General features: G+C 40.0%; 9 protein-coding genes. All 9 read right to left on the bottom strand.

The window, feature by feature from the left end; genetic code table 11:
* Positions 1-4 precede the first annotated feature (4 nt).
* The 9 genes from MED217_RS07710 to MED217_RS07670 all read right to left on the bottom strand — a co-directional run bounded on the left by MED217_RS07710 (position 5) and on the right by MED217_RS07670 (position 16,853).
* Positions 5-3,058, bottom strand: coding sequence for a beta-galactosidase, LacZ type (locus MED217_RS07710; RefSeq protein ID WP_009779937.1), 3,054 nt, complete (start codon positions 3,056-3,058; stop codon positions 5-7).
* A gap of 130 nt (positions 3,059-3,188) precedes the next feature.
* Entirely contained in the window at positions 3,189-5,234 is a 2,046-nt protein-coding gene (locus MED217_RS07705; protein WP_009779936.1) for a DUF2264 domain-containing protein, read from the bottom strand.
* A 9-nt stretch (positions 5,235-5,243) separates the two neighbouring features.
* Positions 5,244-6,431 carry a glycoside hydrolase family 88/105 protein gene (locus MED217_RS07700; RefSeq protein WP_230199249.1) on the bottom strand — a complete coding sequence of 396 codons (1,188 nt, stop codon included), beginning with the start codon at positions 6,429-6,431 and terminating at the stop codon, positions 5,244-5,246.
* Between the two features lie 10 nt (positions 6,432-6,441).
* Positions 6,442-7,347, bottom strand: a complete 906-nt coding sequence (locus tag MED217_RS07695; protein ID WP_009779934.1) for a glycoside hydrolase family 16 protein — start codon at positions 7,345-7,347, stop codon at positions 6,442-6,444.
* A complete protein-coding gene (locus MED217_RS07690; protein ID WP_009779933.1) occupies positions 7,347-9,305 on the bottom strand; it encodes a glycoside hydrolase family 97 protein in 1,959 nt (652 codons plus the stop codon). The genes MED217_RS07695 and MED217_RS07690 overlap by 1 nt, the downstream gene beginning before the upstream one ends.
* An 11-nt stretch (positions 9,306-9,316) precedes the next feature.
* A complete protein-coding gene (locus MED217_RS07685) occupies positions 9,317-12,418 on the bottom strand; it encodes a beta-galactosidase, LacZ type (RefSeq protein ID WP_009779932.1) in 3,102 nt (1,033 codons plus the stop codon).
* 16 nt (positions 12,419-12,434) lie between these two features.
* On the bottom strand, positions 12,435-13,784 hold the full coding sequence (locus MED217_RS07680; RefSeq protein WP_009779931.1) for a BNR repeat-containing protein: 1,350 nt from the start codon (positions 13,782-13,784) through the stop codon (positions 12,435-12,437).
* 51 nt (positions 13,785-13,835) lie between these two features.
* Positions 13,836-15,032: a hypothetical protein gene (locus MED217_RS18495; RefSeq protein ID WP_050759319.1), complete on the bottom strand. Its 1,197-nt coding sequence runs from the start codon at positions 15,030-15,032 to the stop codon at positions 13,836-13,838.
* Between the two features lie 81 nt (positions 15,033-15,113).
* The gene (locus MED217_RS07670) at positions 15,114-16,853 is read right to left on the bottom strand and encodes a DUF4998 domain-containing protein (protein ID WP_009779929.1); all 1,740 of its coding nucleotides are present in this window, start codon (positions 16,851-16,853) and stop codon (positions 15,114-15,116) included.
* Positions 16,854-16,871 lie beyond the last annotated feature (18 nt).

The following is a 16,871-nucleotide window of genomic DNA, read 5'->3' as shown; positions in this document are numbered from 1 at the left end:
CGTTTTAATTTATAGGCTTGACGATAAAACTGAATTCATAATCTTGAGGCTTCAGTTGGTATTTTTCTAGTGGTTTTGCACCCCAGCTGTTATCGCCACCAACTCCGGTTTGCCTGTAATCAATATGAAGACTGATCAAATCCCGAGGTTTTATATCTGTGGTATGACGCTGTGCTTTACGAGTTCCCGGGTCAAAATCAGCAGTATAATTGTGATGTGCGCTGAATGAAAACTCCGGTAATCCCAGTATTTGAAAGCCGCTTCCTTGAGCGTCTGTAAGTTGCAGCCAGCGGTTTTCGGTGCGATAACCATTTTCTTGTGGTCGAATGTAAGGGAAATATAAATCGGCCACTGAAGCTTCATAAATACCCACAAAAGCCGCTTCTTTACGGTCTTGATAATTCTCAAAGGGGCCGCGGCCGTACCATTTTACTTGATCAAATTCCTTCGGAAGGATCAAATTCATTCCAAACCGCGGAAGCTCAGCAATATCTTCAGCACCGGAATATTCTAGTTTCTCATAGATTTTTAAGTTTCCGTCTTTATAAAGCGTGTAGCGTATTTTTGTTGTAGCCTCAAGCGTGTCTAATGCAAATGTCGATTCAAAAATCACAGAATCTTTAGTTTTTGCCAAGGTTTCAAATTGAATCAACTTCTGATTTTCTGAAGCGTCTTTCCAAAGTTTACCTCGCCTTTGATAATTATTACCAAAATCATTGTCTGTTGGCGCACGCCAAAAGTTCGCTCGTGGTGCTTTCAATAGATAATCCTGATCTTTATACGTCCATTTGGTCAAGCTTCCGGTTGTTTTATCAAAATGTAAACTGAAATCTTCCCCAGAAACTTCAAGCGCATCCCGTGTACTTTTGGTTTTAAGCTTTTTCTTGTCCAAGTTGGGTGCAAATACAAGCGGTGCTGCTTTTTGAAGTAAAATCTGATCTTGAGCAATTACAAAAGCAGCAGGAAGCATTGCAGATGCGCCTTTCGTTGTTATACTGAAATTGATAAAATACTCGCTTCCATCTTCGGGAAGTTCAAGGGTTTTTATTGAAAAATCTACCGACTGCTGTGGTGCTACATCAAAAGTAGGAAGCTTATCTTCAGCGATAATTTTTCCGTCCTTCAACACTTCATAACTGATCGCGTACATGTTTAAATTGGTAAAGAAGAATCGGTTTTCCAGTTTAAACTTTCGCTGAAGCGTATCAACTAAACTAATTTTCACATCTTGATACACGTGCTTTACTTCAGCTAAAGCCGGGTGCGGACTGCGATCAGGATTGACCAAACCGTTCAATACAAAATTTCCATCATTGCGATACCGGTCGGGACCATAATCACCGCCATACGTCCAATATTCAGTTCCGGTGCTGTCTTTTTTCACAAAACCTTGATCTACCCAATCCCAAATAAAGCCGCCTTGCACTTGGTCATGTTTATATACAAAATCCCACAAATCGCTCAGATTTCCCGTGCTGTTCCCCATACTGTGTGCATATTCACACCAAATAAACGGGCGATCGGGATACTTGCCCAGATAATGTTCTTCGATATAATCCATACGGGCATACATCCACGGGATGACATCGGTGTGCGGTTCTTGAAAACTCTTACCACGCTCTGCACGCTCATATTGCACCGGTCGTGTGTTATCGCGGTTTTTGATCCAGTGATAGCCATCAATAAAAGCGGGGCCATCGCCGGCTTCGTTCCCCATAGACCAAATGATGATCGACGGGTGATTTTTGTTGGTCTCCACCATTGCTTCAAGTCGGTCTTGATGCATTAAGGCAAACTCCGGTTTGTTTGCGGGCGTTTTATCTTCATCATAACCAAAACCATGCGTTTCTATATTGGCTTCATCAACCATATAAATGCCATACTCATCGCAGAGGGCATACCACAACGGATCGTTAGGATAATGCGAATTGCGCACCGCATTGATATTATTTTCTTTAAAGAGCCTGATATCCTCCAGCATCGATTCTTTTGAAATCACGTGACCCGTATGCTGGTCATGTTCGTGTCGATTGACCCCTTTTAGCAGAATAGGTTTCCCGTTAACCAGTAAATTTCCGTTTTTGATCTCGCTGGTTCTAAAGCCTATTTTAGCCGAAGTACTCATCAAAAGTTCGTCTCCTTTTCTCAGGGAAAGCACCACTTGATACAACTTAGGATGTTCTGCGCTCCAAGGCTCTATAGTTTCAAAAGTTTCTTGAAACTGAAGTGTATCAGTTTTCGCTGAAGCAAGTTTTAGGCTTTGAGTTGCGCTATACAGTTCTTCATTAGCATCGCGAATTTTCAAATCAAGCTGAAGATTTTCAGTAGTTGTCCCGTCATTTCTTAATGCGATTTTTCCATCGAAAATTCCGTCAATGTATTCAGTATCAAGTCCCGCTTTGAAAAAGAAATCCTGAATATGTGCTTTAGGCTGTGCATAAACATACACATCACGTTCTATTCCGCTTAGGCGCCAGAAATCCTGATCTTCAAGATAGGTACCGTCACTCCAGCGATAGACTTCCACAGCGATCTCATTGTTGCCTTGTTTTACAAAAGACGTAATATCAAACTCAGAAGGTGTTTTTGCGTCTTCATCATAACCCACTTTTTGCCCGTTGATCCAAACATAAAATGCACTGGTAACTCCTCCAAAATACAGCTTGATCTGCTTTTCCTTCCAATCCTGCGGAATAATAAATTCTCGCTTATACGAACCTACAGGATTATAAATCGTATCTACAAAAGGTGGATTAATTCTATGCGTATATCCGGCGCTCACATACAAGGGAAAATCGTACCCCTGCATCTGCCAATCCCCCGGAACTTTAATATCATCCCAGTCTGCAGTGTTGAAATCTGACTTGTAGAACGCTTTTGGACGCTGCTCTGGAGTGTCTGAGAGGTTAAACTTCCAAGTGCCGTTAAGCAGCAAAAGATTTTCTGATTTGTAATATTCATTTTCAACAGCTTCTTCCTCAGAATCATAAACGTAAAACGTAGATCGAGGCGACTCGGTGTTTTGCGTAACTACACTCAGATTTTGCCATTCGGGCAATTCTTGTGCTTTTAAAATTGGTGAACAAATAAGGACAAGGACTATTAAAAATCTAAAGGAGAACATACGCATTATCTAAATATTATTGTGTTGAATATAGCTTTACCAGAGCATTATAAATACGCCAGAATTAATCAAAAGTGATACTATGTAATTCACCCGATGTCATTTTAACCTCAACCTTGTTTGCTTTTGACTCTAGACTGTTCACCGGCAACAACTCCTCTTCTTTCCAAGCTTCGCCTGATTTTTTCCAAAGCATAAGCGTTGCATAGATTTTGTTTTTAGCCTTTGGCAAAAATTCTGCAGACACATTGATCACGGCACTGTCATCAGAAACCGGATTCAGGTCGGTTTTTTCTAATACGGCAATATTTTCCCATCCTGAAAGCGGTACCATAGCGAGTTGATATTGCCCATTATCAATGATGGTCGCAGTATAATCACCTACTTTTTGAGTGCTTTGCTCAATTGTTTTTCCGTTTACTTCAGGAAGCGCATAATGCCCAAGACGCATAGCAACAGGCACCTCACTTGTCTGCTTATCTACGCGCAAAATACCGTTTGCTAATGGGATGTCAACCAACTGCATATGTACCTGATCATTAGTTTCTAAAATGGCGTCACGGTAGTATTTGCCGTCTTCATATTTTTTAAAAGTATACAGTCGCCAAGGTTCCCATTCTTCTTTTGCATTTTTAAAAACATAATTCATCGAGATGGTACCGTCTACGCCATCGGCTTGCCAAGGAAATGCCGAATTATACGACAACTTGTTATAGTTCTCACTACTGCGGAACCCTTGCCAGTCGTCTGCTTTACGCTCGTGACACCAGGCTCTGATTTCTGAAGCTCCAATCCCGGGGTAATCTGTTAGTAATACGTTTGAAGCTGCTTGAAATTTGTTATACACCGCATCATCTTCAAATCGAGATGCCCAAGGTCCTTCATTTTCGGTTGCGGTCCAAAACGCATTATGTTCCGGAAGCAGCAATCCTAAAAAGGCTTTACCCATCCAGAATACGCTACCTCGCGTGCTATAATTTTGTACTGCAGGTTCAAAATGATCATAGAAGCCTAGAGTTGGGATTCGATCTTTCAAAAACTCAGGATTCTCTAAGAACTGAAGCAACACCCCCGAAGAAATACGACGCAACCAGCCCAAATTGATCGTATCGTCATCAAGCGTTCCTGCAAACGGAAACGGACTGATAGACGCAATGCGATAACTTATACTTCTCCCGAACATGATCATTTCTCCATCTTCTGAAAACATATACGGATAGTGATAGACCAAATCTTGAAAATTGGTTTTAAAGGCTTTAGCGATCTCCGGATAATGGGTGTTACCGTACACCGATGCCCACATCGGGCCATAAACCTGAAATGCCCACATACTGTAATAATCGTAGGCCGGATTATCATTATACCAACCTTGGCCGCGATAATCTGCCAGTGATTTATTCAAATATTCTTCAAGTAAAGGTTTGTTTACCTCATACCCTTGCGCATCAAAAAAACTCAGCACAAAAATGTTGAAGAATTTCCAGTTTGAAGGTACCGTTGGTCCGTCACCATAACTCAGCATAGAAGCTGCCAGCGCATCTTTATCTTCCTGACTTAAGGGCTCCCAAAGCGTTTCTGGAGAAATAAATAAGGAAATTGCCAGCGCACCATACTCAACCAGATTCTGACTTGGTCCACCGTTACCCCGTGGTTTTATAAATGCTTCGCTATTGGGATTTGCAAGCTTCGGAATTTGATGCTGATAATATTCGGCTACTTTTATTCCGTTTAAGGTAAGGTCCGGTTCCTTTTTAAGCAAAGGAGCCGCAACAAATAACGTACGTACGAGGCCTTCTAATTTTTCGGTTGGAACACGACTTATATCGTGCGGATAACTCTTTCCGGGAAGTTTAGGGAACTTCATCGGATCATCTAGATCATCAATATAACTAAAGGCTCCTTCAAGCAAATAGCGTGCTGCATCTTCCCAATGCTTACGCGTCATTCCCGTCATTGGGCTCAACTCATAATCTGGATCTTCTACCTCAAAAAGGGGCATTTCACCATCAACTTGCTTGGCAGGTTTTATTTCTTGAGCTTCAATGGAAGCCATAGTGATTAGCACCACGCAAAAACCGGTGATGTACTTTATTTGTTTTACTAAAATCATAACTGTTATTTATTCTGAATCGACAAAGCGTGCCATTTCTGAAGCTGCAAGCAAATACGCTCCGACTCCAAAATCTGCTGTCGAATTTACATCTACCACTTGCCCGGGAATGGCTTTTTCTCCAATAGGTTGTACATAACCCACGCTTCCGTCTTCTTGCAAAGCAACTTCAGTAAGATATTCCCAGCTTTTTTCTACAACCGGCAAATAGGTTTCTTCATCAAGAAGATCATTATTTATTCCCCATAAATATCCATAAGTAAAGAATGCTGTTCCGCTGGTTTCTGGTCCAGGAGCGTGCTCAGGATCTAGAATACTGCGCGTCCAATAGCCTTCTGGCTGCTGAGCTTCTTTAAGGGTTACAGCCATTTTTTTGAAACGGCTTTCAAATGCTTCCCGATACTGAGAATTCTCAGGCAAATCTTGAAGCACCTTAGCTAAACCGGCAAAGACCCAACCGTCTCCACGCGCCCAGAAGTCTTTCTTTCCGTTGAGACTTTTATGCTTAGGGTAAACATATTTCGCATCGCGAAAATATAATCCGGTTTCTTCATCGAGCATAATGCTGTCTGAATAGGCCAGATACTCGTTGAGTTTATCCAGATACTGCTCGTTTCCTGTGACTTTATACAATTTGGTCATTACCGGCATCACCATATATAAACCATCTGCCCACCACCAGTAATCGTTATTTGGCGTGCTCATCTCATACTCCATCACTTCTTTTGCTCGGGCAATCTTTGAAGGGTCTGTTGAACCTTCAAGCGTATAGAGGTCTATATAGGTTTGAAATGCAATTTGCCAGTCTCCAAAAAGTACGTGATCATCGGTTTCTCCGTAGTTGTATTTCCAGGCTGATTTATCATCAGATTTTGCTCCCATCCATTTGTTATGCTCTGCCCAGGCTTCAGAATAGGCTAAGAACTCTTCATTTCCTGTCAATTTATAAGCCTCTATATTCCCGGTATGATAGGCCGCGGGATGCCAAAATGCAAAATTTGGCTCGGGATGCGCTTCTTGCCAGTGTGTGTTTACCTTTTCAATAATAGCTAAAACCGAATCCTTTTCCTGGGGAATCATGGTTTGCTCAATATCAGCATCTTGCTTCTGAGTGGTATTGTCTCCTTTGCTTTTACAACTACTGAAAACAACAGTCAAAGCTACAGTTAATAGAACTATTTTAAAGTGGTTATTCATTGCTAATCTATTAGTTAGTGTTTTTACTTTTTTGATAAACTCGTGCATAATCTACGCGGTATTCTCCCGGAAAGGCATTTTCCCCAGGTTTTCCCCCGTTAGAACCTATAGCAAGGTTGAGCAAAAGATAATGCGGTTGTTGAAAGCCATTAAAGCCATCAGGATTTTGCGTTTTATTGAGTTGGATTTCATTGAGTAATTCGCCGTCTAAATAGAGTTTGATAGATTCTGAAGTCCAATCCATTTTCCAGATGTGGAATTTTTCAGGCCATTGCGGGTCTTTTTCTAAAAATTCAGCAAACGGAATTTTTTCACTGTCCCAGGATACATTCCTCCAATTAGCACCCCAAGCCGCATTAGCCAGAATATGAGGTTTACCGTCTATTTGGTAGAATTCCATCATGTCGATCTCGCCATTGGATGGCCATCCTTTATCAATACCCAAAGTCCAGATTGCCGGCCACATGCCGCTTGCGGTATCAATTTTTGCGCGCACTTCTACAATGCCATATTTAAACTGAAACTTACCACGGGTATTGATACTCGAAGAAGTATAGGCTGACTGCTCCCGATTCTTTTTCCAATTCGTGCTCTTTGCCTCAAAATTGGGATTGTTAACCTTTTCCTTCTTTCCGGTAATTACCAAATGACCATCCTGTATCGAAGCATTATCCTCTTGATACCATTGTAATTCTTCGTTGCGCACAAATCCGTTCTCATAAGACCAGGAATCCGGATCTGGTTTTGCACCGGAATCGAATTCGTCGTGCCAAATCAATTCATACCCACTTGGAACCTGAATAGCTTCTTCTATCGACTTCTCTGCTGAAGATTTACAGCTGCCCATAAGAGCAGTTAGTATCATACAGAAGAGCGCTCCACAAAAACCGGCGATATGTTGGAAATTCAGTTTCATTATTTTGAGATTAATAAGGCTCCTCCTTCACCAAGAACATCAATTTTTAATTTTCCGTTCTTTTTGACTTTAACTGTTTTTTGAGCAGCAGATTTGTCTTTTGCGTCATAAATTAGGGTTGCTTCGATACCTTTAAACATGGGTAAGTCTAATTCCAGCGTCTTCTTTGCTTGCTCTCCATTTGTTACTGCCAGATACCAGGTATCTCCTTTTCTACGCGCTATTGCTGCGTAATCGCCCGGTTCACCGCCCACATAAACGGTCTCGTCCCAAACTGTAGGCACTTCTCGCAAAAAGTCTAAAACAAATTCAGGCTGCTCTTCAAGATTGTTTGGTGTTAAGCCAAAATGCTGAATCGGTGAAAAATAAAGAACTGCAGTTGCCAGTTCAAAAGCGTCTGTAGTTTTACGCACGGTTCCTCCCTTTTGATCACGGCTCAAACGCTTGTTCAAGAACACCGGAGCAAAATCCATTGCACCTATGGGATTACGTGTAAATGGTAAAATCGTACTGTAATAAGCGTGTTTGTCGAGTGCATATTGCGTAAAAATTAAATTTTCTGATGCACGCACTGCTTCTGAAGTCACGTAGTTTGGATACATTTTTTCCCAACCACGTGGAATAGTACAGCCGTGAAAAGTAATTGCCAGACCGTACGTATTGGCGTCGTTCAATATATCTTCATAAAGTTGCATCGTCATCTGCTTGTCACCGCCAAAAAAGTCAACTTTTAAACCTTTAACTCCTATTTCTTTCAACCAAGCCATCTCTTTTTGGCGTTTATAAGCGGTATTCATAAAATCTTGTGGAGTTTGCGGCGCATTACTCCAAAAACCATTAGAGTTATACCATAAAACCACATCAACATCTTTTGAATTGGCATACTTTACCAACTCCTCAATCTTATCGCGACCTATGCGGGCATCCCACCAGTTATCAATAAGTACGTATTCAAAATTTAAAGCAGCAGCAAGGTCAATATATTCAATTTGATCTTCGTAGTTGATGCTGTTATCTTGCCAAACGATCCAGCTCCACGTTGCTCTTCCCATTTGATACTCCTGAGAAGGCGCATAACGCTGCTCTACAAGATCAAATGAAGCGGTGGTCTCTACTATAGGTTTTAATGTTTTGCCCACGGTAATGGTTCGCCAAGGAGTTTGCGCCGGCATAGCCATTGCAGCAAAAGCATCTCCTAAACCATTATTCTCACCTTCCTGAGGAAAAGCTAACGGAAACAAGCCATTTTTATCTGATTCTCCTAATCGAGAACCGGGATAACTCCCGTCAACGTTGGTTTCAGAAATTAAAATCCATCCCTTTTCTTCATTCTTAAATAAAGCAGGAAAGGTGTAACCTACACCGTATTGCGACTCGGTTCCCAAAGCTTCGTCAAAGGTATATTCTTCTTCATACGAAGGTTTGGTTTGTTCCCAACCTGTCATCGGTAAAGCTTGAGGAGTGATAAACGAAGTAGCATCATCTGGTAAATTGAATCCGGTTGCTTCTTCTAGAATCTTCACTTTGGTATTGCGCTCCTTTGCCGTGAGTTTGTATGCAAAAGCAACATCAGCATTGCTTACCCTAAACTGAACAGCCAAGGTATCTTGATTAGTATTTATAAACTTTACGATCAGCTCATTTGCCTGATATTCAACGTGACTTACTTTAGCCTTTTTAAGCTCGTAGGTTTTAGCTATTGCTGTAGTACTTTGCGCAGCAAAAGATAATCCTTCAGAAAAATCTCCTAATGAAGTTTTTAAACCCAGTGGTGAATTCTCTAAAAAAACAACACCATCAAGTTGTACGGCATAAACCGGTTTTTGATCTTCTAACTGAATATGCACTTTAATACGATCATCAGGACTAGAAACTACAGCCGGAAGCTGACTCCATACTTGTGATGTAGTCAGCATTAGCAATACACTTGCAATACATAAAGGTTTAAAATACTTCATCTCTATTTTTTTTAAAATAAGGAAAGGGTGTACGTATAAGTATACTCTTTATCTTCCAGACGATATTCTCTAAAAGGATATTGTCCCCAGCTGTTGAGTCCGCCTAAGCCTCTTTGCTTTAAGTCAATATGTAAAAATACCTCATCCTCTACCGTAATGTCTGTTGGGTGCTTTTGATCTTTAGACATTCCGGGATCTAGATCTTCGGTTGAAACGTGCAATGCGCTAAATCCTAATGGTTGTGCTCCAATGACTTTTAAACCTTTGCCACTTTCGTTAGCAAGACTTAACCAGCGCGTATCGGTATGATAACCTGATTCTTGTGGTCTAATGTACGTCCACGTAAATTGATTCTTCACATCATCTTCATACGTACCAAAGAAAGCTGCTTCTTTTCGGTCTGAATAGTTTTCTAAAGGTCCGCGACCATAATACTTTAATTGATCGTAGGCTTCATTCAGTACCATACGCATTCCAAAACGTGGCATTTCTGTAGTTTTTTCATCATTGATTTTGATCGAAGCGGTAACTTTTATGTCTCCAGAATTTTCTATAAAATAGTCGACAGTATAAGCTGCATCAATTTCCGGAAGTTGGTAATGAACGGTAATAGGAAGTCCTTCAGTAGTTTGTTCACCCAACTCACTTTTGGTTACTACGGCATTTGCGGTTGCATCTTTCCAAACCTTTAAACGACTTGGCATACCGTTTCCAAAATCATTATCTGTTGGAGCACGCCAAAAATAAGGCTGCGGAAATTGAGCGATCACTGTAGAAGCGTCTGCCAATTGATATTTACTTAATTTTCCGGTCTTGAGGTCGAATACACCGGAAACCGCTGAAGCATTAAAGATGATTTGATCATCCTCTTGCTCATAGCTTAAACGCTCTTCAGTTTCAGAATCCTTGCTTTCAGCAAAATAATCGGTTTCTCCAACTTTAAATTGTTCCTTAGCCAATTCATATCCTGCCGGAACTAAAGCTGAAGCCTCCTTTGTAGTAGCGTAAACATTCAAGAAATATTCTGCACCAGAGGTCTCCGGAAGGTCTAAACCAACGAGCTCATAAGCATTGGGTGCTACGCTAGCCTCAAAAGTTCCTGTTTCTGTTACCTTTCCATCTTTTAAAAGTTCCCATTTAAAATCGAACTGATCTAAGTTGGTATAATTGTATTTATTCTCGATTCTGAGATTGTTTCCTACCCATTCAAAATCTATATTTTGATAAACTTTTTTCACTTCAACTAAAGAAGGGTGTGGAACACGATCTGCAGTTACGAGTCCATTGGCAAGAAAGTTCTCATCATGCGGTTGATTCTCTGCACCAAGGTCACCACCATAAGCCCAGAACTCGCGACCATCTTCGGTTTCTGCACGTAAACCTTGATCTACCCAATCCCAGATGAATCCACCTTGCATATGCGGACTACTATCAATTATATCCCAATATGCTCTAAAGTTTCCGCTACTGTTACCCATGGCGTGAGAATACTCACACATAATGAACGGTCGCGTCACATCGGTACGTTCTGCATATTCTTTCATATGTCTAATTCCGGGATACATAGGTGCGACTACATCGGTGTTTCGGTTTTGGCCTGCCTGTTCAAAAGTTACAAGACGAGTAGGATCGGTTTCCTTTAACCAGTCGTAGGCATCGTAAAAAACAGGACCATTACCACACTCGTTACCCATAGACCACAGGATAATTGATGCGTGATTTTTATCCATCTCATACATTCTTTTTATGCGATCAAGATGCGCTGCAGCCCAATCTTCAGAATACGCCGGATGCTTTGATTTATCAAAATTACCTTGCCATTCTGCTCCCATTCCGTGCGTTTCGATATTCGCTTCATCAACAATATAAAAACCAAATTCATCAGCCAGATCATAAACCTGTTGCCCGTGTGGATAGTGACTCATACGCACAGCATTGATATTATTGCGCGCCATCAACTCAAAATCTTTACGTGTAATTTCAAGATCTGGAACGTGACCTTTGTCTGGATGATGCTCGTGCAGATTTACGCCATGTACGGTAACCGGTTTTCCGTTTACGAGAAGTTGCGCATTTTTAAGCTCTACTTTTCTAAAACCGGTACGGCCGGAAGTAGCTGCAAGCGGATTTCCCTTTTTGTCTTCTAGAGTAAGCGTGTACGTGTAAAGTGTAGGAGTTTCTCCGCTCCATTTTTGAATCTTAGGAAGCGATCGCTCAAAAGAAATTGTCCCTCCTTTTTTAGGTACTTCTTTTTTTTCTGCGAAAACCAAATTGTCATTTTCATCAAAAAGAGCCACTTCTAATCGTGCCTTTTTGATTTTACTTTTTTCAAAAGTGCGCATATCGACTTCTGCCGAAAATAAACCGGACGTATAATCTGCGGTCAAATCACTCACAACTTTATAGTCCCAAATGGTGGTTTTGGGCATCGCTTGAAGAAATACATCCCGCTCAATTCCGCTTAAGCGCCAGAAATCCTGATCTTCTAAATAACTCCCATCATGCCATCGAAAAACCTGAACTGCAAGTACATTTTCTCCCTTCTTCAAAAATTGAGTGATATTGAATTCTGCCGGAGTTTTTGAAGCTTTGGTCATCCCTACTTCTTCCCCATTGACAAAAATGCGGGCATATCCTGAAATAGATCCAAAACTCAATAACACTTCTTTATCCTCCCAATTTTCAGGAATACTGAATTGTGTACGGTAACTTCCAACAGGATTATATTCTTGATCAATTTTAGGAATATCTTTTTTGAAAGGGTACTGAACGTTTGTGTAAATAGGCAGATCAAAACCTTCAGTCTCCCAGTTTGACGGTACTGTTATGTCGCTCCACGAGCTGTCGTCAAGATCGGTTTTATAAAAATCGGTAGGGCGTTCAGCCGGAGTTTTCACAATGTCAAATTTCCATACGCCATTGAGACTTTTGTAAAATTGAGATTGTGAAGCATCACGTGTTTTAGCTTTTTGAGTTTTTTCAAAAAGCACAAAAGATGCACGACCTTCTTCTTTGTTTCGGTCGATAATTTTGGGGTTTTCCCATTCATTTTGTTGTGCGTAAGAGGTCAAAAGACAAAAAACGCTAAAAAGGCTTAAAGCAATTTTTTTCATTAGTTTCATTAAATATTTAGTAGGGTTGATTAGTTTTTTGTGTTAATTGATCAAGATTCACTTCAAGGACTTCTACAGGTGTTGCTTCATTTTCTTTGAGTCCTTCTCCATCAATCTGGATTACTTGTTGTTTAAATAAATGCAATTGCTTCTGTGTTTTAAAAAGCTCTTTATCAAAGTTAGGTTCCCAGGCACCAACACTTTCTACAGTAATATCCTGAACGCTCCAAGCTGTTTCAGAGGCTAACTGTTTTGAGGCAATGCTAATTTTGCTTCCGCGCAGGTCATCTCTAAAAATTAAAAATGCGGTGGTTTTATTGGCTTTTTCCGTTAAAATGATTTCTGGTCTTGAGATCGGGATTTTCTTAGTACCTCCTCCTCCAAGTGTAAAACCTGTAGTTCTAAACCCTGTATTTTCAACCTTCCAGGCATCATCTTTTTTATAAACCAGATGATATTGCGTCGTTCCTTCGGTATTCCAGTAATTCACGATATACGGATTCCCATCCTTATCTGCTGTCATCGCTGTTTGATTGATCAAACTACTATTCTGCGGAATTTCCCAAGCATATTCTGCAGAGCTTGCTGTAATGGGCAATGCATACGGCTTTTCTGTTGATGCCACCCAGGTTTTTCCTCCATCTAAAGATTTGGCATAAGCGATATCGTGATTGGTCTCTACATCCCAAGTCTCCCTCCAAACCCAAGACAAATGCACGGTTCCTTGTGTATCTACATAGGCTTGCCAATAGGCGTTACGCGCATCTTCGCCATCTATAAGATTGCTATGCAATTGTGACCATTCCTTTTGAGCTATGTCATATTTATTTAGAACTAGAGAACCTCTACCCGATTCACCCGAGCGATACATAAATAACAGATCACCAGACGGAAGGTTATAAAATTGAGGGTATGAAATTCTACTTTCTAAATTCCCTGTCATCGGCATTTTTTCACCTAATTCCAGCGATAATGGTTCTTTACTGCGTGCATAGCGCAATTCATTATTATGGTGATCCCAGCTCACATGCAAGTAACCCAATCCATCAACAGCGATACTTATCGCATTATGCGCATCTGCAGTATTTCCTTTATATGCTGTTTGCTGTGTTTGCCAAATACCATCAGGCAATGTTCGTTGCGCTAATACCAAAAAGGAATTTGCATCATAATAGGCCGTAAACTGTGTGTTTTTATAAGTCGTGATCGCATTCTGTCTAAAAATCACCGTATTTACCGAGTTCGAAGACCATCCAAGACCAACTTCGGTAGTTTTTAAAGGTGTAAGTGATTTTGAAGAATTGCAGGAAAAAAGCAGAAAAGCAAGACTTAAAATGAAAAGGATTTTATAATACTGTGATTTCATAAACTGGTATTAACGTAAAAAATACGTTTATAATTAATTGTTTCAAATTTATCAATTTGAAGGCAAACCATCAGTCTTCATTCCCTGTAAGATTAAACAGTGAGTTATATATAAATCTTCTTCTCCGGTATCTTCGTGTGCTCCATTAATTCCATAAGGCCAAAAGTGCACTCCAGATTTTCTAATATACTCCTCGTCATTACCGCTCATTAACTGTACGATTTCATTAGCTCTTTCTCCATTATAACGGTTATCTGTAAATAAATCGTCAAATCTCCAATGCTGACCAATACCAACCGTATGCGCCATTTCATGCAATGCTGTACCCGTTCTTTGATAACTTTCTACAGCTCCCATATTGATCCAACCTGCAAAATTTGCATCAGCTGTTGGAGTACCGGGAGAATAATTAACTGTAACATGTTTTGTGATCGAAGTGAAGTTGTTGAAATACATACAAGCCTCATCAAACGCCGCTTTAATACGTACATGAGTAGGATTGTCTAAATTTAAGGTTCCATTAAAAGACCAGGTAAACTCTCCTTTCTTAATAGTTGAAATAATCATCTGACGACCATAAACAGCCTCTCCTTCTGAGATCATATAAGGACGTATAAAGTACAAATGTTCTTCTTCAAGATCTGTTATACGTTGCTTAAAATGATCCTCTACCGTAGTGTGCATTAATTTATTATCCTCTATTGTAGGTACTTCTTCAGTCCCCCAAACAACTCCTATTTCTGCGATGGGTAAATCTCCACGATCTACCAATTTAACTTCTACAAAAATATCATGAGCTCCAGAGACTGATTTTACATCTGTATCAAATAAAGCCGACTCAGCAATTAGCGTTTTGAAATTTATCTCATTTCCATACGCTACACCTGCTTGATTTACAGCATAGGCCTTAGCATAATAGGTAGTGGCTTGTTGTAAACCTGTTAGATTCACAGTAAATTCACCTGAACCCTTAATTGTTGATGCCAAAAATTTTTCTCCATCACCTGAATCAGGAGTTGTACTTAAATAAATTCCTCTTTCAGAAATACTTCCGTCACCGGCATCTGTTACAGCAGCAAGTATAGTAGCGTTAAAAGTATCTATATTTGTTACATCTTGAGTGTTTAATTCTGCGAGTTCAACATTCTTTTCTGGAGTTGGTTCTATAACCGCGTCGTCTGTAGTATCAGAACTACTACACGATAGTGAGCTCAGAAGAAATAGCAAGGAATATACTAGTCTACGCATACAAATTACATTCATAATTCAATTGAAATAAAAAGAACAGGAAATAGCTAAACTGTATTTCCTGTTCTTTGTTAAAAGATTTTATTGCTTAACAAGTCTAAAAGATTCGACCTGTAAATAACGACCTGCACCTTCGTCGTTAGTTGTTTCAGCTCCAATAGCTACCTCTGTTGGTTCTGTAATTGTAAACGTTAACGTACTTACATTTCCGTTTTCTGAGTCTACTCTTTCAAAGACTAAGGTTTCCTCAGCTTCTTCGACATCTACCACATCAGGTAACGTATTACCTTCTGCAACCACAAAGTAGCCTTGATCTGCTGTACCGCGTGTGCCTTGATAATTTGTAGCAAAGATGTTTATCGTATAGGTGTATGTACCCGGCTCAAGAAATAAAACCTGGTACACTTTGCCATTCAGAATATCGGGTTGTCCCCATCCACTTTCTAAATCCCAAGTAGCCGAGTTACCATCATATGCACCTTGAGGTCCATTATCTGTATGACTCATAGCTCCATCATTATGAATCCAATCTGCAGGAGTCCCCCATCGACTACCTTGAGTAGCAAGTCTAAAAGGAACTGATGCATTTTTAAGATATGGCGCTTCTGAAAATTGATTTAATGCAAAAGAATTAATTTTCAAATACCTACCTGCTCCTTGATCGTTTGTTGTTTGAACACCTATAGATACTTGTGTGGTTTCTTCTAAAGAGAAGGTAAGCAATCTATTAAGTCCGTTAGCCCTGTTAACACGTTCATATGCGAGTGTCTCAGATGAAGTTTCTACTTCTGACACATCAGGTAATTGTGGACCTCTTGCTACCGTGAAATACCCTTGGTCTAAATTATTATCTGCTCCTTCATAATTAAGCTCTGCTATATTTATGCTATAAGCGTACGTCCCTGCAGGTAAGATTACTGTTTGATAAACTTTAGCGTTAATAAGGTCAGGTTGCCCCCACCCACTTTCTAGATCAAATATTTCTCCATCTAAAGCACCGTATCCATCGTGACTAAGTGCAGCTTCATTATGTATCCAGCCTGCTGGAGTTCCCCATCTACTTCCTCCTTCTAAAATTTCAAAAGGATATGTGCTATTCACAAGATATGGAGGATCTGTTAATTTTGGTTCTGGTATATAAGCCTGATAGCCTGTATAGAACGTATCTATACTAGTAGGTTCTGGTTTAAATATCGTACGGTATTGATATTCTGAACCACTCGTAAAATCTTCTATAAAAGCCATCGCCGAATCAATAGGCACAAACAATTCTTCCATTTCTGAAGTATTGCTTGAAGTATATTGAATTTCTGTACCTAAAACCCCTGTAGTTAAATCCATTGAAGAATAACTAACAGTCAGATCTGTACCAATTAAAACATTACTTATAACTGGCCTGTTATACAGTGTATTTTGATATCGCTCGCCATAAACCTCTGCTGTTACATTTACAGGTATAGAACTATTTAACTCATCATCATAGGTGCGTACTTCAAGGTTGTATATATTTTCTTCTAAATTATCTATATATACCCCCAGAGTATCTACTGGTTTGGTACGGGTTACCGGTACTACTACAGAATCTGCCTTATTATTCCAGTACACCCTAAAACTTGTAACTTTAGGATCTGCTTTAAGGATTCCTCGTAAATACAGTCTTTCTCTTCCTGTAAATACTTCTACTGAGTCTAATTTTTCTGTATAGTTAATTTCACCTCCTTCAGTGAACTTTCTATACTCTTCCATCTCATCTGAACACGCTGTAAAGGCTAGAGCCACAAAACACAGCAAGAGAAAAAATTGTTTCTTATATGTTTTCATATGAATACTTTAATGTGT

This window comes from Leeuwenhoekiella blandensis MED217 (assembly GCF_000152985.1).
GTDB classification, from domain to species: Bacteria; Bacteroidota; Bacteroidia; order Flavobacteriales; family Flavobacteriaceae; genus Leeuwenhoekiella; species Leeuwenhoekiella blandensis.
Note: the sequence above shows the minus strand (reverse complement) of the source record. Positions and strands in the feature narration are given on the sequence as shown.